Raw genomic sequence first — 18,880 nt, forward strand, 5'->3', positions numbered from 1 at the left:
GCGGGAACAGGAAAGGGCGTCTGATCGGCGCCCTTTCGCTTTTGGCGCGATTGGGCTAACCGCCCGCCCATGACTGACGCCACGATCAATCTTCACGCCGACTTCGCTCGGGTCATCGACGCTGCGCTTGATGCGCTGGAAGCTGCGGGCACGCTGCCTGGCACCCTGTCGCGAAGCGCCGTCACCTGCGAACCGCCCCGCGATCCGAGCCATGGCGATCTGGCGACCAACGCGGCCATGGTCCTGGCCAAGCCCGCGGGCACCAATCCGCGCGCATTGGCGACGGCGCTGGCGGCAGAGCTTGAAAAGGAGCCGCGCGTCGTTTCCGCCGAGATCGCCGGTCCGGGGTTCATCAACCTGCGCCTGACCGACGACGCCTGGCGCGGCGAGCTTGCGCTGATCGGCTCGGCGGGCGCGGACTACGGGCGTTCGACGATGGGCGGCAGCAAGGTCGTGAACGTCGAATACGTCTCGGCCAATCCCACGGGGCCGATGCACATGGGCCATTGCCGGGGCGCGGTGGTGGGCGATGCCCTGGCCGATCTGCTGGCCTTCAGCGGACACCAGGTCATCAAGGAATACTACGTCAACGATGCTGGTGCGCAGGTCGACGTGCTCGCCCGCTCGGTCCACATGCGCTACCGCGAGGCGCTGGGCGAAACGGTCGAGATTCCCGAAGGTCTTTATCCTGGCGACTATCTCGTTCCTGTGGGCAAGGCGCTCGCCGAGGAATTTGGCGACAAGTATGCCAAGGCGGCCGAAGCCGACTGGCTGATCCTGTTCCGCACGCGCGCCGTTGCGGCGATGATGGACATGATCCGCTCCGACCTTGCGACGCTGGGGATCCACCACGACCTTTTCTCCTCCGAAGCGGAGCTTCAGGCATCGGGCAAGGTGGACGCCGCCGAGCAGTGGCTGCGGGCACATGACCTGGTATACGATGGCCTGCTCGAAGCGCCCAAGGGCAAGACCCCCGAGGACTGGGAGCCGGTGGTGCTGCCGTTGTTCCGCTCCACGAAGTTCGGTGACGATCAGGACCGCCCGATCAAGAAGTCGAACGGAGCGTGGACCTATTTCGGCGCGGACCTCGCCTACCACTTTCAGAAGGCGCAGACTGCCGATGCCCTCGTCGACATCTGGGGCGCGGACCACGCTGGCACTGTCAAGCGGATCAAGGCCGCAGTTGCGGCGTTGACCAGCGCGGACGGCGGCACGCCCAAGCCCTTCGAGGTCAAGCTGGTACAGATGGTCCAGTTGCTGCGCGACGGCGAGCCGGTGAAAATGTCCAAGCGTTCCGGCAACTTCGTTACGCTTTCTGACGTGGTCGAAGAAGTCGGCAAGGATGTGGTGCGCTTCACCATGCTCACCCGCAAGCCCGACGCGCAGATGGATTTCGACTTCGCCAAGGTGGTCGAGGCGTCGAAGGACAACCCGGTGTTCTACGTGCAGTATGCCCATGCCCGCATCTGCCGGAACCTGCGCAAGGGCGCTGACGAGGGCTTTGCGCCTTCATCCGCCAATCTCGACCTGCTGGGTGATGAGGAACTGGCGCTGGTCAAGCTTGCCGCGCAGTTCCCGCGCACGATCGAGGCCGCCGCGGCGGCGCGCGAACCGCACCGGATCGCATTCTTCCTGCACGACCTCGCGTCGGCCTTCCACTCGTTCTACAATCTGGGGAACGACCGTCCGGACAAACGCTTCATTGTGGCACAAGACTCCGCAATGACCGCAGCCCGCCTTTTCCTTGCCGCGCAAATCGGGCAGGTAATCCGCAATGGCCTCGCTGTCCTTGGCGTCGAGGCCGCGCAAGAGCTTTGATGGGCAAAACGGGGCGGGCTACGGCATGAACGGCGAAGGCGGTCAGAATTCCTGGGATGAGCAGGCGGCGGGCAAGCCGTTTGACGTATCGGCGGAACTCGGTTCGCCAGAGCCGGGCGACGAACGCCTGGCCCTTGGCGACGAGGAACGCCTGCCCTGGCTGGAAAGCGCCGACGACGTCGACCTCGACGATGAGGAAGGCGGGAACAGCCGCCTGATCGGCTTTGCGGTCGTGGGCCTGATCGTGCTCGCTGCCTTGATCGGCGGCGTCTACTGGGCGACCAACCGCGGGCAGGGGCCGGCGGGCGCGGACGGCAGCCTGATCGAGGCGAGCAAGGAGCCCTACAAGGTCGCGCCGAGCGATCCGGGCGGGAAGACCTTCGCCGGCACCGGCGATTCCAGCTTCAAGGTGAGCGAGGGCGAAAAGCCGGGCGCGAATCTGGCAGGTTCCGCCTCGCCCGCGCCCGCGCCTGCGGCAACCCCGTCTGCATCGGCCAGCGCGAAGCCGAGCGCCGCCGCATCCGACAAGCCGTTGCCGAGCGGCGTGGGTGTGCAGATCGGGGCGTTCTCGTCGAATGCCGCCGCCGAAGCTGCCTGGCAGAAGCTCAGCGTCAATCACGAAGCGCTCAAGGGCCTGTCTCACCGCGTGATCGAAGGCAGGGCCGATATCGGCACGGTCTATCGTCTTCAGGCCGTGGCGGGGGACCTCTCGTCCGCCAGCGCGCTCTGCCAGAAACTTCAGGCGGGCGGTTTGAAATGCCAGGTAAAGCGCTGAACAGGGGCTGTTCCGCTCCCGGTTGAAAGCGGGGCAGGCCAGGTTCACGATCATCCGCGGCCTGCGCGCGGCGGCGCGACTGCTTTTCCCCGGTCTTGGGCGCTCCGGGCCTTGCAAATGGCCATGGCATCCGCGAATCCACCACCATGCTTCCGGCGATCTTCGGGCTTTCGGGCCTGACCCTGACTGAAGACGAACGCGCCTTCTTCCGCGATGCGGACCCGGCGGGATATATCCTGTTCGGTCGGAATGTGGAAAGCCCGGCGCAGCTTCGCGCCCTGACGGACGAGCTGCGCGCGCTGCATGGCCGTGACCGCACTTTCATCTGCATCGATCAGGAAGGCGGGCGCGTCGCGCGGATGAAGCCGCCGGTCTGGCAACCCTATCCTCCCGGCGAGCGGTTCGACCGGCTCTACGACATCGCCCCTGCCAGCGCGATCGAGGCTGCGCGCGCCAATGCCGAAGCGCTGGGCCTCGATCTGGCGGAAGCGGGGATCAGCGTCGATTGCCTGCCGCTGCTCGACGTCCGCCAGCCGGGCGCGCACGACGTCATCGGGGACCGTGCGCTCGGTTCGGAACCGATGCGCGTTGCGGCGCTCGGAAGGGCAACGCTCGATGGGCTGGCGCGCGCGGGAATTGCGGGCGTGGTCAAGCACATGCCGGGCCATGGCCGCGCGCTGGTCGATAGCCACAAGGAACTGCCCACGGTCTCTGCCAGCGCCGAGGAGCTGGAAATGGACCTCGCTCCGTTCCGCGCCCTGCGCGATGCCACCATCGGCATGACCGCGCACCTGCGGTTCCTCGCATGGGATGACTGGAACCCGGCGACGCACTCGCCCTTCGTCATCGAGGAGATCATCCGCAAGGCGATCGGCTTCGACGGGCTGCTCCTGACCGACGATCTCGATATGCAGGCGCTTGGCGGCACCGTGCCCGAACGCGCGGCGCGCGCGCAGGCTGCGGGCTGCGACATCGCCTTGAATTGCTGGGCGAAGATGGATGACATGGTCGGCATCGCGAACAGCCTCGCGCCCATGTCTGACAAAGTGATGCAGCGGCTGGAACGCGCGCTCGCGCCCACCGCGGCCTTCGACGCTCCAGCCGACATGACCGCTCAGGCCGCGCTTTTCGACAAGCGCGACCGGTTGCTGGAACTGGCCTGATGGACGAAGTCGCCGCACCGACGCTGTTCGAAGGCGACGAGGTGTGGGACGGCGTCGCCTCTGCCCAGGGCAACGACGCGGCGCTCTATCTCGAGCTGGACGGGTGGGAAGGGCCGCTTGACCTCCTGCTCGAACTGGCGCGGCGGCAGAAGGTCGATCTCCGGAAAATCTCGATCCTCGAACTGGTTGACCAGTATCTTGGCTATATCGAGCAGGCCGAGGCGCTGAAGCTTGAGCTTGCCGCCGACTATCTGGTGATGGCGGCGTGGCTGGCCTATCTCAAGTCGCTCCTGCTGCTGCCCCGCGATCCCGAAGTGCAGCCGAGCCCGGAGGAGCTGGCGCTGAAGCTGCAATTGCGGTTGCAGCGGCTTGGCGCGATGCGCGAGGCGGGGGCGCGGCTGATGGCGCGCGACCGGGTGGGCCGCGACGTCTTCGTACGCGGTGCGCCCGAAGGCCTGCGGATTGACCGCAAGTCCTTGTGGCAGTGTGATATCTTCTCGCTGATCCAGGCCTATGGCGCGATCAAGCACCGCAACCGCCCGGTCGTCCACATGGTGCGCGAGCGGGCAGTGATGACGCTCGATGCCGCGCTCGCCCGGGTGTCGAAGATGCTCGGCGTGGTCATGGACTGGACCGACCTGCGCGCCTTCCTGCCGCTTGAGGCCGACCCGATGTTGCGCAAGTCGGCGCTGGCGTCGAGTTTCCTTGCGGCGCTTGAACTGGCCAAGCAGGGGCGGGCGGAAATCGCGCAAGAACAGACGTTTGGGCCGCTCATGCTGCGTGCGGTGCGGCCGTGAGCGAGCCGAACGATCTTGAACGGGCGGTTGAAGCGACATTGTTCGCCGCCGAGCAACCCCTTACGGAACAAGAGATTTCTGCGCATCTGGGCGGCGTCGACCTGAAACGCACCTTACAGCACCTGAGCGACCTCTACGCCGACCGTGGCGTACATCTGGTCGAGCGGGGAGGGCGCTGGCACTTCCAGACCGCACCCGACCTCGCCCACCTCCTGCGCCGTGAGAAGGAAGAGCCGCGCCGCCTGTCGCGCGCCGCTACCGAAGCGCTCGCCATCATCGCCTACCACGAGCCCGTCAGCCGTGCCGAGATAGAAGCGATTCGCGGCGTCCAGACCGCCAAGGGCACGCTGGACGTGCTGCTGGAAGCGGGCTGGATCCGCATCGCCGGTCGCCGCGAGGTGCCGGGGCGGCCGACGATCTATGCGACGACACCCGATTTCCTCAGCCACTTCGGCCTCGAATCGCGTCGTGACCTGCCTGGAATCGAGGAATTGCGGGCCGCAGGCTTGCTCGACCCGGTCGACGAGGCGTTTGCAGTCTTGACGGGCGGGCACGATGAGGACACGGGGGCGATCGAGTCCTCGGGCGGGGAGGACGATGACGCGGACGAGCGCGATGGCGTCGCAAACGACGACATCGCTTAGTCGTGGCATGGATTGGCTGGCAAGTCGGGGCGGCAGTCCCTATCTAGGGTCGCGCGCCCGACGAGGCGCTAAGGAGTTAGTCAAATGGGTGGTCTTTCCCTTCCGCACCTGATCGTGCTGGCACTGGTCGTGCTGATCCTGTTCGGCCGTGGCCGCATTTCCGAAATGATGGGCGATTTCGGCAAGGGCATCAAAAGCTTCAAGCAGGGCATGAACGACGAGGACAGCAAGCCCGTCACCCCGCCGCCTGCCCAGATCCCGCCGGCATCGCTCCAGCAGACACCGCCGCCGGCCCAGCCCGCGCCGCAGCCGACTTCGACCGACCAGGCCCAGTAAGCCTCGGCAAGCAAGGCGACAGGGCCGTGTTCGACATCGGCGCGTCCGAACTTCTGGTGCTGGTCATCGTGGCGATCGTGGTGATCGGCCCGAAGGACCTGCCGCTTGCCCTGCGTACTGCGGGTCGCTGGGTGGCGAAGATGCGCCGTGTCTCCAACCACTTCCGCGCCGGCATCGAGACCATGATCCGCGAGGCGGAGATGGAGGAGATGGAGCGCAAGTGGAAGGAACAGAACGAGCGCATCATGCGCGAGACGGCGGCGCAGGAAACCGCGGCCGCGCAGGGTCAGACCCCTGCCGCAGCCGAGGACCAGAACGACCCGTTCCCGACGCCGCTGGCCGCCGATGCCCCCCACACCGATCCCGTAATGACCGGGCCGATGCCGCCCGAGGCAAAGGTTGAGGCCAGGGTCGAGGAAGCGCCGGCTGCCCGGCCGGGGAGCCAGCAACCGTGATCTCTGACATCGATGAAACCCAGGCGCCGCTGCTGGACCACCTGCTCGAACTGCGCACGCGGTTGCTGCGCTGCGTCTATGCGCTGATCGTGGCTTTCGCGGTGTGTTTCTACTTTGCCGACGACATCTTCGCGATCCTTGCCCGGCCGCTGGTCGTGGCCTTCCCGCCGGGGCAGGGCAAGCTGATCTACACCAAGCTCTACGAGGCGTTCTTCGTCGAGTTGAAGGTGTCGATGTTCGCGGCGTTCTTCATCAGTTTTCCGGTAATCGCCAACCAGCTCTGGGCCTTTGTTGCGCCGGGGCTCTATGCGCGGGAAAAGAAGGCGTTTTTGCCGTTCCTGTTCGCAACGCCGATCCTGTTCACGATGGGCGCCAGCCTTGCGTATTTCATCGTGATGCCGACCGCGTTCAAGTGGTTCCTCGGGTTCGAGGGGAACAAGGGCGGCCTTCAGCTAGAGGCGCTGCCGGGAACGGGCGATTATCTCAGTCTCGTCATGCAGTTCATCCTGGCCTTCGGCATCAGCTTCCTGCTGCCGGTCCTGCTCATGCTGCTGAACCGCGCGGGGATCGTCAGCCGCGAGCAACTGGTCAAGGCGCGGCGCTATGCGATCGTGGTGATCTTTGCCGTGGCGACCGTGGCCACCCCGCCAGACGTGGTATCCCAGCTCATGCTGGCGATCCCGCTGCTGATCCTGTTTGAAGGCACGCTGCTGATCATGCGCTTCACCGAGCGTGCGGATGCCAAGCGACGGGCCGAGGAAGCCGCCGAGGAAGCTGCGGCTGAAGCACAGGCGAGGCTTCTGCCAGCAGGCGAACAGCCACCCCTGCTTCCCTGAGCTTTCGGGTAACGGGTAGGACGGATAAAGACACGGGGGCCGAAGCCCCCGCGCCGCAATTACAGTCCAGAAGCCCCCTGTTTGCAATGGGGCTGCGAAACCGGGTGAGAGAGCGGTGGTTTCACAACGCAGCCTTGGACCATCGCCCGAAGCCTTCCGCGTCGGGCGTCCTAACGCTTTGAAGGAAGAGAAGTTTCCACCTTTTCCTCGGCCGACCATACGCGCCCCCCGCCAATCCACGTTTCCGCGACGCGGGCTGCGCGGAGTTGTGCAGGGCTTGCGGTGAGCGGATCGACATCGACAAGGACGAAGTCGGCCTTCATGCCGGGCGCCAGCCTGCCGAAGCGCTGCTCGGCAAATCCGGCATAGGCGGCATCGGCGGTATAGGCGGCGAGTGCTTCGGCGGGGGTGAGCCGCTCCTGCGGTTGCCAGCCGCCCGCAGGTTCGCCGTCGGGACCCTGGCGGCTGATGGCCGCCGCAAGGCCGGCCCACGGGTCCGGCGCTTCGACCGGCGCGTCGGAGCCGAATGCGAGGCGGACCCCTGCGGCTTTCAGGGACTTCCAGGGATAGGCGCCGGCAAGGCGGTCGGGCCCGAGGCGGGCTTCGGCCATGATGCGGTCGGAAGTCTGGTGGAAGGGCTGCATCGAGGCAATCGCGCCGCTGGCGGCAAAGCGGGCGTAGTCCTTCGGATCGAGGATCTGCGCATGTTCGATGCGCCAGCGCCGATCGCCCTTGTACGTGTCGGCAAGGTCGCCAATCGCGCCGATGACGGTAGCGTTCGCCTGGTCGCCGATGGCATGCACCGCCACCTGGAAGCCATCCATAGCTGCGCGGCTCATCAGGTTTCCGAGCTGCGTCTGCGAAAGCTGCGGCAGGCCGCGCGTGGCCGGCGCATCGGCATAGGGGGCCTTGAGCCATGCCCCGCGCGAGCCGAGCGCGCCGTCGAGGTAGAGCTTCACCCCGTTGAGGCGCAGGCGATCCTGATAGAGCCACGGTGAAGGGCCGGGCCCGCCGATCAGGGTCATCTGCTCGGTCCCGGCGGCATAGGCCATGATGCGGATGTAGAGGCGGTTGGCATCGCCTGCGCGGCGATAGGCCTGCCAGTCCTCTATGCTGGTGCCCATGTCGGCAGCGGCGGTGACGCCGCGCTTGAACAGGATCTGCTGCGCGGTGGCCAGCGCCACGTCGCGGTCTTCCGGGCGAGGGGCTGGGACGCGGGCGGCGACAAGGGAGGTGGCGGCATCGACCAGCACGCCTTGCGGCGTGCCATCGGGGTTGCGCTCGATCCTGCCTCCCGATGGGTCCTTGGTCGCGGCCGTGACGCCCGCTGCCTTCAGCGCGGCGGTATTGGCCCAGCCTGCGTGGCCATCGACCCGCTCCAGCCAGACCGGGCGGTTGCCGGTGACGGCGTCGAGTTCGGCAGCCGTGGGGAATCGGCCGAGGTTCCAGACGACCTCGTTCCACCCACGCCCGACGATCCACGGACGGTCCTGATGCTCGGCCGCGAACCTGCCGATCCGGTCAAGCGCGTCCCGGAGCGAGGTAGAGCCGGTCAGGTCGAGGCTGAGAGCCGCGAAGCCGAGGCCCATGACGTGCGCATGGGCGTCGATCATGCCGGGAAGCATGACGCGGCCCTTGCCGTCGACATGATACTGGTAGTCCTTGCGCGGGCGGGGCTTCTTCTCGCCTGCGCGGATGATGCGCCTGATCGTGCCGGCATCGTCGAACAGCAGGCCGGTGAACTGTTCCACCTGCCCGCCCGCGCCGATTGTTTCGCCCCTGACGTTGTCGACCAGGGTATCGGCAAGTGCGGGCGCGGATACTGACGAGGACGAGGCGAGCAGAAGCGCGGCGAGCGCCGCCCGACCGACGATCATGCCCTTGGAGCCCGTCGCGGCAAATGGCGGATGAGCGCGCTCGTGTCCTCGCGGCCGTGCCCCATGGCCTGCACGTCGACATAGAACTGGTCGACAAGCGCGGTGACGGGGACGCTCGCTCCCAGGTTGCGCGCCTCCTCTATGGCCAGGCCAAGGTCCTTGCGCATCCAGTCGACCGCGAAGCCGAAGTCGAACTCGTCGTTCGCCATCGTGTGGAAGCGGTTGTCCATCTGCCACGACTGGGCCGCGCCGCCCGAGATCGCCTCGAACACCTTTTCGAGATCGAGGTGCGCGATCTGTGCGAACCGGATCGCCTCGGACAGGCCGGCAAGCGTCCCGGCGATGCACATCTGGTTGGCCATCTTCGCGGTCTGCCCCGCGCCGGACTTGCCGACGTGGACCACGCGCTTGGCGTAAGCGGCAAGGATCGGGCGCGCGGCGTCGACCGCGCGGGCGCTGCCGCCGCACATGATCGCCAGCGTGCCGGCCTCGGCGCCCGACTGGCCGCCCGTGACCGGCGCGTCGACGCAGAGCAGTTCCTTGTCGCGGCCTTCGACCGCGATCTGGCGGGCAATGCGCGCCGAGACGGTGGTGTGATCGATGTAGAGCGCGCCCCGGCGCAACGTGGAAAAGGCGCCATTCGGGCTGAGCACGACATCGGCAAGGTCGTCGTCGTTGCCGACACAGGTGATCACGACGTCCGCATCCTCGGCGGCTTCGGCCGGGCTGGAGGCGACGCGAGAGGCAAGGCCCGGATTGGCGGACTGCCATGCCTCTGCCCGCGAGGGCGTGCGGTTGTAGATCGTCAGCCGGTGGCCGGCCTTGCCGAGGTGGCGCGCCATCGCGCCGCCCATCACGCCAAGGCCGAGGAAGGCGACGGTGGCGGGCTCGATGGGGACCTGGGCGGAAAGTTCAGCGGAAGTCTGGTCAGTCATGCAGGCATTCATATCCGGTTTGCGGCGGTGCGCCACCCCGTACGGGTTGTCAGCGAAATTGCCCCGCAGCATAGAGGGCGCGATGGACCGGATGACACAGATTCTATCGCGCCTAGCCCGACTGGCGTTCTGGCCGGCGCTTGTCTTTGCGCTGGTCATGGCGGTTCTGCCAAAGCCGCCAGAACTGCCAACGGATGCGCTGGGCGACAAGTTCCAGCACATGCTGGCGTTCTTCACGTTGACCACGCTGGCCGGGCTGGGCTGGCCGCGCGCATCGATCGTGCGGACCGCGTTGTGGCTTTCGCTGGTGGGCGCGGGAATCGAAGTCGTGCAGGCGATTCCGGACCTCCACCGCGATTCCGATTGGCGCGACTGGGTGGCGGACAGCGCGGCGATCATGGCCGCCTGCCTGCCAGTGTTCTACTTCCGCCGCGTGGCCGGCGATCCGGGCGAATCCGGAAAAGCTTGAGGTTTCCTTCAAGCGCCGTTTCCGTTAGGGCGCGCGGATGGAAAATGCAGCGCTCACGCCCGTAGTGCAGGGGGCCGCCGACGACGCGGACGCCCTGCTGACTCTCGCCGACGTTCGTGCGGCGGCGGAGCGCATTGCCGGCCAGGTGGTGCGCACCCCGACCCTGCACAGCAAGACGCTGAGCGCGATTACCGGCGCGAACATCTGGATCAAGTTCGAGAACCTGCAGTTCACCGCCGCCTACAAGGAGCGAGGTGCGCTCAATGCCCTGCTGCTCCTTTCGCAGGAACAGCGCGCGCGGGGCGTGATCGCCGCGTCGGCGGGAAACCACGCGCAGGGGCTTTCCTACCACGGAACCCGCCTGGGCGTTCCCGTGACCATCGTCATGCCGCGCACGACGCCGACGGTGAAGATCATGCAGACCGAGGCCGTGGGCGGCAAGGTCGTGCTCGAGGGCGAGACCTTCGACGAGGCCTATGCCCATGCGCGCAAGCTGGAGCGCGAACTGGGACTGACGTTCGTCCACCCGTTCGACGAGCGCAATGTCGCGGCCGGACAGGGTACGGTCGCGCTCGAGATGCTCGAGGATGCGCCCGAGATCGACATGCTGGCCGTTCCCATCGGTGGCGGTGGCCTGCTTTCGGGCATGGGCACGGCGGCGCGCGGGATCAAGCCGGAGATCGGCCTGATCGGCGTGCAGGCACAGCTCTTCCCGTCGATGTTCGCGCGGCTCAAGCACCTCGATTTGCCATGCGGCGGCGATACGCTGGCCGAGGGCATCGCGGTGAAGGAGCCGGGGGCGTTCACCTCCGCCGTGCTGCGCGATCTGGTCGACGATGTGGTGCTGGTGAACGAAGCCGCGCTGGAATCGGCCGTGGCGCTGCTGCTCCAGATCGAGAAGACCGTGGTCGAAGGCGCGGGCGCCGCGGGGCTGGCGGCGGTGATGCAGAACCGGGAGCTGTTCGCGGGCCGCAACGTGGGCGTCGTGCTGACGGGCGCGAACATCGATACGCGCCTGCTGGCCAACGTGCTGCTGCGCGATCTTGCACGGTCGGGGCGCCTCGGCCGCCTGCGCATCACATTGCAGGACCGTCCTGGCGCGCTGTTCAAGGTGGTCGAGGAGTTCAACCGTCACCAGGTGAACATCCTTGAAGTTTGGCACCAGCGCATCTTCACTTCGCTGCCGGCCAAGGGCCTGACCGCCGAGATCGAGTGCGAGGCGCGCGATCGCGAGCAGATCGACCGGCTCGTCGCCGGGCTGCGCGGCAAGGGCTACGACGTCGAGCAGGTCGAACTGGGGTAGGGAAGGGCGCGGGCGTTAAGCTTCGTCCGCCAGCCTGTCCCGATTTCGGACTTCGCGCCGTTTCCGCGCGAAATAATCGGCGCTGGCCAGGAACTTGACATGAATTGGGCCCGAATGTGTGGTTAACGGGGCTTTAACCTGGGCGCCGGGTGCGGCATTGTCGCAATTGACAGGGCGGATCGTCCGACCTGAGGAGGCATTCGCAAGCTCGTGACCGCGCCCGTCCGTTTCCCGCGCTTCTTCGTGACCAGCCCCGCGCCGTGCCCTTACCTGCCCGGGCGGAGCGAGCGAAAGGTGTTCACCGAGCTCAAGGGCGCGAATGCCGATGAGCTTAACGACGCGCTGGGCCGAATCGGCTTTCGCCGGAGCCAGACCGTCGCCTACCGGCCGAGCTGCATCGATTGCCAGGCCTGCGTTTCGGTCAGGGTCGTGACGGGGGAGTTCAGGCCCTCGTCCACGCAGAAGCGAATCCACAAGCGCAATCGCGATCTTGAAGTAAGTATCTGCAAGGCTTGGTCGACTCCGGAACAGTTCGAGCTTTTGCAGCGTTATCTCGCCGTGCGTCATCCAGGCGGCGGGATGGCGGCCATGGACGAGATGGATTTCGCGGACATGGTGGAGCACACGCCGGTCAAGAGTTACGTGATTGAATACAGGGAGCCCACCGTGGACGGCTCGCAGGGAAGGCTGGTAGGGGCCTGCCTGACCGACGAGCAGGGCGACGGTCTCTCGATGATCTACAGCTTCTACGATCCACAACACGAGACGCGGTCCGGGCTTGGCACCTTCATCATCCTCGACCATATCCAGCGTGCGGCCCGCGCGGGTTTGCCCTACGTGTACCTCGGCTATTGGGTCGAGGGCTCGGAGCGCATGCAATACAAGGTGCGTTTCCGCCCGATGGAGAAGCTGGGCCGCGATGGCTGGGAACGGTTCGAACCTGCTGAACAGGCCAGCGCCATCGAGCGGGCTGTCACTGCCCGCAAGTGCGAGCCGGCAAGTCTTGTCGAAGGCAGCCTCAAGGACGGCGTCCACGGCGCGCAGGAGCGTTACGCGCACATCTGATTCTCCGCTCTGCCGTGTCCTGGCCGCGCTGATCGCGCTGGCATCGCCCTTCCAGGCCTTCGCCCAGTCGATGCAGGCCGACCAGGAGCTGGAAGACCTCATTCCCGATTCGGCGGTGCAGAACCCGGATGGGTGGGCGCTGGACACCGATGCCGCGCGCACTGGCGCGCCCCCTGCAAGCGTAATCGAGGAGGTCGAGGCCGACGCCCCCATGCCCGACCTGCCAGGCATGACCATCCCCTGGCCCGATGGCAGCGACCTGCCGCCGATCGAGCCGCTTTCGCCTGATCCCGACATAGACGTCGCCGAACAGGCGACCGATGCCGCCGTCAATGCCCTGCCCGGGCAGGAAGAGGCGGATGCGCCCGCCAATGTGCGGCTGGCCGATGCCGATGTGAGGCGCGTGGGCAAGCAGGTCGAACTGGCTTTTCCCGTCGGCGCGGAGGCGATTGCCGACCAGGGCGCGATCACGGAGCGGTTCGCAGGTCTTTCCAGCCTCAAGTCCTTCGACGACGATGAGGACAACCTCGCCCAGATCGTCCGCCGCGCGCGGACGGACAGGGAGTTGCTGGCCGAGATCATGCGGGTTCACGGCTACTACGACGCGCAGATCTACCAGTCCCTGGGCGGGCTGGGCGACGCGGCCGAAGGCGACGGCAGCGCCCCGATCGATGTCGAGAAGGTCGTCGTGCGCTACGATATCCAGCCCGGTCCGCAGTACCACTTCGGCAAGCTGGCATTCGGGGACCTGGCGGCTAGCGGCCCGGACTACGATCTTCTGCGCGGCGCCTTCGAACTCAAGACGGGCGATGCGATCAATTCCGACAAGGTCGCGGCCGAGCGCGAGGATCTCCGGACCGCGCTGGGCGAAAATGGCTACGCCTTTGCCAAGGTGGGCGATCCCGACCTGCTGATCGATCACGAAAGGCGCGAGGGCGACCTGACCTTGCCGGTGACGCCGGGCGGCGTGTACCGCTTCGGACGCATCGTTTCCTCGCGCGAGAAGTTCCTGAGTTCGCACCACCTGCAACGCATTGCGCGCTTCGATCCAGGCGAGCGCTTCAAGCGTTCGGAAGTCGATGACCTGCGTCAGGCGATCCTGGCGACGGGGCTGGTGTCCTCGGTGACGGTCGAGGCGCGCAAGACGGCGGAGCCTGCGGACGGCCAGCCGGGCGACGTCGACATCGATGTTGCCCTGACGCCCGCGCCCGTGCGCACGATTGCCGGGCTGGTCGGCTATTCGAGCGGCGAAGGCTTCCGCGTCGAGGCGCAATGGGAACATCGCAACTTCTTCCCGCCGGAAGGCATGTTGCGCCTGCGCGGCGTGGCTGGCACGCAGGAGCAGCTTGCGGGCGTAACGTTCCGCCGCAACAACTTCCTGACCCGCGACCTCGTGCTCAATGCCGACCTCTACGCGCGCAACCAGAAGAGCGACGCCTATCAGGCGCGCACCCTTTCGCTGACCGCCGGGATCGAGCGGCAGACGACCCTGCTGTTCCAGAAGCCGTGGGTCTTTTCCGCCGGCCTCGAGGCAGTGGCGACGTCGGAACGGGACGCGGCGGCGATCCTGGCAGGCGAGCCCCGCAAGACCTATTTCGTAGGCGCCCTGCCGATGCGCGCGGCTTATGACGGCAGCGACAGCCTGCTCGACCCGACGCGGGGCTTCCGCGTGGGCCTGCGCCTTTCGCCCGAGCTTTCGGTGCAGGATGGCGTGAAGTCGACCTATGGCAAGGTCCAGCTGGACGCCAGCTACTACCAGCCGTTCGGCGAGAGCGTCGTCATGGCCGGCCGCGTCCGCCTGGGGACGATTACCGGCACCGACATCGAGAACATCGCGCCGTCCCGCCGCTTCTATGCGGGCGGCGGCGGATCGGTGCGCGGCTATGGCTACCAGCAGATCGGCCCGCGCGACACGCTGGGCGAGCCGAGCGGCGGCCGGGCGCTGACCGAGTTCTCGCTGGAAGCGCGCGTGAAGACCGGGCTGTTCGGCGGCGCGGTCAGCGTGGTGCCCTTCGTGGACGCGGGCGCGGTGGATACTTCGACCACGCCGAAGTTCGATGACCTCAAGATCGGTGTCGGTGTCGGCCTGCGCTATCAGACCAACTTCGGTCCGATCCGAATTGACGTGGGCACGCCGCTCAACCCCTCGAAGGGCGACAGCCGCATTGGCGTCTACGTCGCACTGGGGCAGGCGTTTTGATGGCGGAGGACGCCGTCCTTCCCGACGAACCCCGGCGGCCTGAACGTTCGCGCCGGTCGCGGATCGTGCGCGGCATCGCGCGGCGAGGCGCGATCCTGCTGGTGGCCACGATCGCGATGATTCTCGCGGCGCTCGTTGTTCTCGACAGTTCGCTTGGCCACAGGCTGGTTGCGGACCGGATCGCGGCACTCGCCCCCGGATCGGGCCTGAGGATCGAGATCGGCCGCATCGACGGCTCGATCTATGGCGCGGCAAAGTTGCGCGATATCCGCGTGAGCGATCCGGAAGGCGTGTTCCTGACCGTGCCCGAGGCGGAACTGGACTGGCGCCCGCTGTCCTGGCTGAAGACGGGCCTCGACGTGCGCCTGTTGGCGTTGCATCGCGGGACGCTGCGCCGCGCGCCGCGCCTGCGGCCCAGCGAGGACACGAACCAGCCGATCCTGCCCGACTTCGACATTCGCGTGGACAAGCTGGTGGTCGACAACCTGACCGTTTCCGAAGCCCTTGCCGGGCGCAAGCGGCGGGTCGATGTGGTGGCGAAGGCCGACATCCGGGGCGGCCACGCCATCGTCAACGTCAACGGCGTGCTTGGCGGCAAGGACCGCGTCGTATTCGTCCTCGACAGTGAACCGGACCGTGACAAGTTCGACCTGAGGCTGGCCTACGACGCGCCCAGTGATGGCGTGATCGCCGCGATGATGGGCGCGAAGAAGGACGTGCGCGCCCGTGTGTTCGGCAGGGGCGGCTGGTCAAGCTGGAATGGTATCGCCTATGCGACGCAGGACGGCCAGCGGCTGGCCGCGTTCCAGCTCGAAAAGCACAAGGGTGCCTATCGACTCGCAGGGCAGGCATGGCCTGGCGATCTGTTGAAGGGCACGTCGGGCAGGGCCGTTGGACCCGCGCTGTCGCTGCTGTTCGACGGTACCTTTGCCGACCGGGTGCTGGACGGCAGGCTGCGAGCGGCGGGCGCGGCGTTCAAGCTGGCGACCGACGGCGGGCTCGACCTTGGCAGCAATGCCGCGAACGACCTCAAGGTGAAGGCGCGCATATTGCGACCGGAACTGCTGCTGGCATCGCCGCAGCTTTCCGGAGTGGCGCTCGATGCCACACTGGACGGTGCGCTGAAAGAGCTGTCCATCGAGCATGTGGTGACCGTGGAGCGAATGAAGCTCGGCACGCTTGACGCGCAGGGGCTGCGCACGGCTGGCACCGCGACATGGGATGGAGCACGCTTCACCCTGCCGCTGGCGGTGACCGCGCGGCGTGTGGTGACGGGTAACGCGCTAGTGGACCCGCGCTTTGCCGGCGGGCGGCTGACCGGCGATCTGGTGTTTGCCGGAAATCGGCTGACGTCGGAAAACCTGTCGCTCGCCCTCAACGGGCTTGGCGCCCGGCTGGTGCTGCGCGGGGATATCGCGCGGGGAGGCTATGCGCTGGCTGGGCCTGTCGCGGCCCGCGGTCTTGCGGTGCCGAACCTGGGCACGGTGGATGGCAATGCCAAGATCGTGTTCAAGATCGGCAGCGGTGTGCCATGGACGCTCCAGGCCAATGTTGCCGGACGCATGACGCGCATCAGCAACGGGACCTTGCAGACGCTGACGGGAGGCGGATTGCGCTTTGCGGGTGGCGCTGCCCTGGGCGAGCGTATTCCGGTGACGTTCCGCAAGACGACGATCAATTCGAACAAGTTGCAGATGACGCTCGATGGCAAGGTGCTGCCGGGCGGCGCGGCATCGCTGACAGGCAGCGGCCGCCACACCGATTACGGCGCCTTCACTGTCGAAGCGGCGATGACCGGGAGCGGGCCGAACGCGGTGCTGGTCTTTGCAAGCCCTTTGCCAGCGGCCGGCCTCAAGGACGTGCGGGTGGCGCTTTCGCCCATTGCCGAAGGTTTCCGCATCGAGACCGATGGGCAGTCGACGTTCGGGCCGTTCAATGGGGCGCTCGGGCTGTTCATGCCGCAAGGCGGCGCGACGCGGATCGACATTGAGCGTTTCCGCGTGTGGCAGACCGATGTCACCGGTGGTCTCACGCTCGGCAACGAGGGGGTCGCCGGACAGCTTGCGCTGGTGGGCGGCGGCGTCAACGGAACGGTCGCGCTTGTGCCCCGAGACGGCGGCCAGGGCTTTGATGCCAACCTGACCGCGCGCAATGCTCGGTTCGGCGGGACGCGGCCGCTGTCGATAGGCAACGCCAAGGTCGACGCCACCGGTCTCATCAAGGACGGGCACTCGACAATCGAGGGCAATGTGCTGGCCGAAGGCATCGGCATGGGCAAGATCTTCATCGGTCGGCTGGCGGCGGCGGCCTATGTCCAGGATGGCAGCGGATCGGTCACGGCCTCGGTGTCCGGCCGGCGTGGGACGCGGTTTGCCTTGCAGGGCACAGCGGCGTTTGCCCCCGACCAGATCGTGACATTCGTCTCGGGCGAGTATGCGGGGCGGAGCGTCACCATGCCCCGGCGCGCGGTGTTGACGCGGGAAGGGCCGGGCTGGCGCCTGGCGCCCACGCAGATCGGTTTCGGGCGCGGGATACTGATTGCGGAAGGCCACATTCTTGGCGGTCCTACGCAATTGCGCCTGCTGATGTCGAAGATGCCGCTTTCGGCCGTCGACATCGTGGTGGCCGATCTCGGACTGGGCGGCATCGCTTCGGGCATCGTCGAATACAACAACGATGGAAAGGGCGCGCCTTCGGGCAATGCTGCGCTCATCGTGAAGGGCCTTTCGCGCTCGGGCCTGGTCCTGACCTCGCGGCCGGTGGACCTCGCGCTGGTAGCGCGGCTCGATCCCGATGCCCTGCAGACGCGGGCGGTGATCCGCGAGGGCAACGAGGTGCGCGGGCGGTTCCAGGCGCGTATCGGAGGCCTTCCGCGCGGCGGGGGCTTTGTGGACAGGCTTCAGGCAGGGCAACTGGCTGGGCAGCTTCGCTATTCGGGGCCGGCAGACGCACTGTGGCGCCTGACCGGTGTCGAGGTGTTCGACTTGACCGGTCCCTTAGGCGCGCGGGCTGACATCTCGGGGAGCATTGGCGCTCCCGTCCTGCGAGGCGCGGTGGCATCCAAGGGGATGCGTGTGCAGAGCACGCTTACCGGTACCGACTTGCGGCAGGTGGAACTGGCGGGGACGTTCACCGACTCCACTTTGCAACTGGCGCGCTTCAGCGGCGTCACGCCCAATGGCGGCCGGGTGAGCGGCAGCGGCACGATCGGCCTTGCCGACCTTGACCAGCATGGGCCTTCGATTGACCTCAAGCTTTCGGCGCAGAACGCGCAGCTTATCAATCGCGACGACATGGCGGCAGCCGTCACCGGGCCGTTGCGCATCGTCAGTTCAGGCGTTGGCGGCACCATCGCGGGACGTGTGCGGATCGAGCGTGCGCGCTGGGCGCTGGGCCGGGCAACCGCGGCGCGGGAACTGCCGAACATCGCCACGCGCGAGATCAATGCGCCAGCCGATGCCGCCCCGGCCCGCACGCCGGCAGCGCCGTGGCGCTTCTTGATCGATGCGAGCGGCGCGAACCTGATCAACGTGCGGGGACTGGGCCTCGACAGCGAGTGGGGTGCCGACATCCGTCTGCGCGGCACGACCGCTGCGCCCCAGATCTTCGGGACGGCGGACCTGGTGCGCGGCGGCTACGAGTTCGCGGGCAAGCGCTTCGAACTGACGCGCGGCCGGATCCGCTTCACCGGCGAAGTGCCGGTCGATCCGCTGCTCGACATCGTGGCTGAGGGCGATGCGAACAACATCAGCGCCAAGATCACGATCACCGGCACTGGCAACCGGCCGATCATTGCGTTCTCCTCGACCCCGTCGCTGCCGGAAGAGGAATTGCTGAGCCGCATCCTGTTCGGCAGCTCGATCACCCAGATTTCCGCCCCCGAGGCGGTGCAGCTTGCATCGGCGCTCGCTTCGCTGCGCGGGGGTGGCGGGTTGGACCCGATCAACAAGCTGCGCGCGGCCATCGGGCTCGACCGCCTGCGCATCGTCGGTGCCGATCCGACTGTGGGTTCGGGTACGAGCATCGCGGTGGGCAAGTACATAGGCCGTCGCTTCTTCGTCGAACTCGTGACCGATGGCGGAGGCTACAGCGCGACCTCGGTGGAATTCCGCATCACGCGCTGGCTTGCGCTGCTCGCCACGATGTCGACCATCGGGGACGAGAGCATCAACCTCAAGGCGAGCAAGGACTACTGACGGCAAAAGGA

Annotated in this window: 15 protein-coding genes; 13 read left to right on the top strand and 2 right to left on the bottom strand. The window is 66.9% G+C overall.

The window, feature by feature from the left end; all coding sequences use genetic code 11:
- Positions 1 to 69: 69 nt before the first annotated feature.
- From argS to tatC, 8 genes are all read left to right on the top strand, one after another.
- Positions 70 to 1,818 (top strand): arginine--tRNA ligase, encoded by a 1,749-nt coding sequence (argS, locus tag SARO_RS05435; RefSeq protein WP_011444748.1) that lies wholly within the window; start codon positions 70 to 72, stop codon positions 1,816 to 1,818.
- 25 nt (positions 1,819 to 1,843) lie between these two features.
- Complete coding sequence (locus tag SARO_RS05440) at positions 1,844 to 2,593, top strand: SPOR domain-containing protein (RefSeq protein ID WP_011444749.1); 750 nt, start codon at positions 1,844 to 1,846, stop codon at positions 2,591 to 2,593.
- A gap of 146 nt (positions 2,594 to 2,739) precedes the next feature.
- Positions 2,740 to 3,756 (top strand): beta-N-acetylhexosaminidase, encoded by a 1,017-nt coding sequence (gene nagZ / locus SARO_RS05445; protein ID WP_041550744.1) that lies wholly within the window; start codon positions 2,740 to 2,742, stop codon positions 3,754 to 3,756.
- Positions 3,756 to 4,553, top strand: coding sequence for a segregation and condensation protein A (locus SARO_RS05450; protein ID WP_011444751.1), 798 nt, complete (start codon positions 3,756 to 3,758; stop codon positions 4,551 to 4,553). Before nagZ ends, SARO_RS05450 begins: the two co-directional genes overlap by 1 nt.
- Positions 4,550 to 5,197, top strand: coding sequence for an SMC-Scp complex subunit ScpB (scpB, locus tag SARO_RS05455; protein WP_011444752.1), 648 nt, complete (start codon positions 4,550 to 4,552; stop codon positions 5,195 to 5,197). Before SARO_RS05450 ends, scpB begins: the two co-directional genes overlap by 4 nt.
- 84 nt (positions 5,198 to 5,281) lie before the next feature.
- A complete protein-coding gene (locus SARO_RS05460) occupies positions 5,282 to 5,533 on the top strand; it encodes a twin-arginine translocase TatA/TatE family subunit (RefSeq protein ID WP_011444753.1) in 252 nt (83 codons plus the stop codon).
- 26 nt (positions 5,534 to 5,559) lie between these two features.
- A complete protein-coding gene (gene tatB, locus SARO_RS05465) occupies positions 5,560 to 5,988 on the top strand; it encodes a Sec-independent protein translocase protein TatB (protein WP_011444754.1) in 429 nt (142 codons plus the stop codon).
- A complete protein-coding gene (gene tatC, locus SARO_RS05470) occupies positions 5,985 to 6,824 on the top strand; it encodes a twin-arginine translocase subunit TatC (protein WP_011444755.1) in 840 nt (279 codons plus the stop codon). The genes tatB and tatC overlap by 4 nt, the downstream gene beginning before the upstream one ends.
- Positions 6,825 to 6,994: 170 nt before the next feature.
- Here tatC and SARO_RS05475 read toward each other — a convergent pair whose 3' ends face one another.
- Positions 6,995 to 8,701, bottom strand: a complete 1,707-nt coding sequence (locus SARO_RS05475) for an amidohydrolase (RefSeq protein ID WP_011444756.1) — start codon at positions 8,699 to 8,701, stop codon at positions 6,995 to 6,997.
- The gene (locus tag SARO_RS05480) at positions 8,698 to 9,636 is read right to left on the bottom strand and encodes an NAD(P)-dependent oxidoreductase (RefSeq protein WP_011444757.1); all 939 of its coding nucleotides are present in this window, start codon (positions 9,634 to 9,636) and stop codon (positions 8,698 to 8,700) included. The genes SARO_RS05475 and SARO_RS05480 overlap by 4 nt, the downstream gene beginning before the upstream one ends.
- 91 nt (positions 9,637 to 9,727) lie before the next feature.
- On the opposite strand from SARO_RS05480, the gene SARO_RS05485 reads away from it, so the two are divergent.
- The 5 genes from SARO_RS05485 to SARO_RS05505 all read left to right on the top strand — a co-directional run bounded on the left by SARO_RS05485 (position 9,728) and on the right by SARO_RS05505 (position 18,869).
- Positions 9,728 to 10,105 carry a hypothetical protein gene (locus SARO_RS05485; RefSeq protein ID WP_176929296.1) on the top strand — a complete coding sequence of 126 codons (378 nt, stop codon included), beginning with the start codon at positions 9,728 to 9,730 and terminating at the stop codon, positions 10,103 to 10,105.
- A 37-nt stretch (positions 10,106 to 10,142) separates the two neighbouring features.
- Complete coding sequence (locus SARO_RS05490) at positions 10,143 to 11,408, top strand: threonine ammonia-lyase (RefSeq protein WP_011444759.1); 1,266 nt, start codon at positions 10,143 to 10,145, stop codon at positions 11,406 to 11,408.
- 210 nt (positions 11,409 to 11,618) lie between these two features.
- Positions 11,619 to 12,473: an arginyltransferase gene (locus SARO_RS05495; protein WP_011444760.1), complete on the top strand. Its 855-nt coding sequence runs from the start codon at positions 11,619 to 11,621 to the stop codon at positions 12,471 to 12,473.
- Positions 12,474 to 12,543: 70 nt separating this feature from the next.
- Positions 12,544 to 14,673, top strand: a complete 2,130-nt coding sequence (locus SARO_RS05500; RefSeq protein WP_011444761.1) for an autotransporter assembly complex protein TamA — start codon at positions 12,544 to 12,546, stop codon at positions 14,671 to 14,673.
- Positions 14,673 to 18,869, top strand: a complete 4,197-nt coding sequence (locus tag SARO_RS05505; RefSeq protein ID WP_011444762.1) for a translocation/assembly module TamB domain-containing protein — start codon at positions 14,673 to 14,675, stop codon at positions 18,867 to 18,869. The genes SARO_RS05500 and SARO_RS05505 overlap by 1 nt, the downstream gene beginning before the upstream one ends.
- The last annotated feature ends 11 nt before the right edge of the window (positions 18,870 to 18,880 follow it).

It is taken from the genome of Novosphingobium aromaticivorans DSM 12444 (assembly GCF_000013325.1).
Classification (GTDB): Bacteria; Pseudomonadota; Alphaproteobacteria; order Sphingomonadales; family Sphingomonadaceae; genus Novosphingobium; species Novosphingobium aromaticivorans.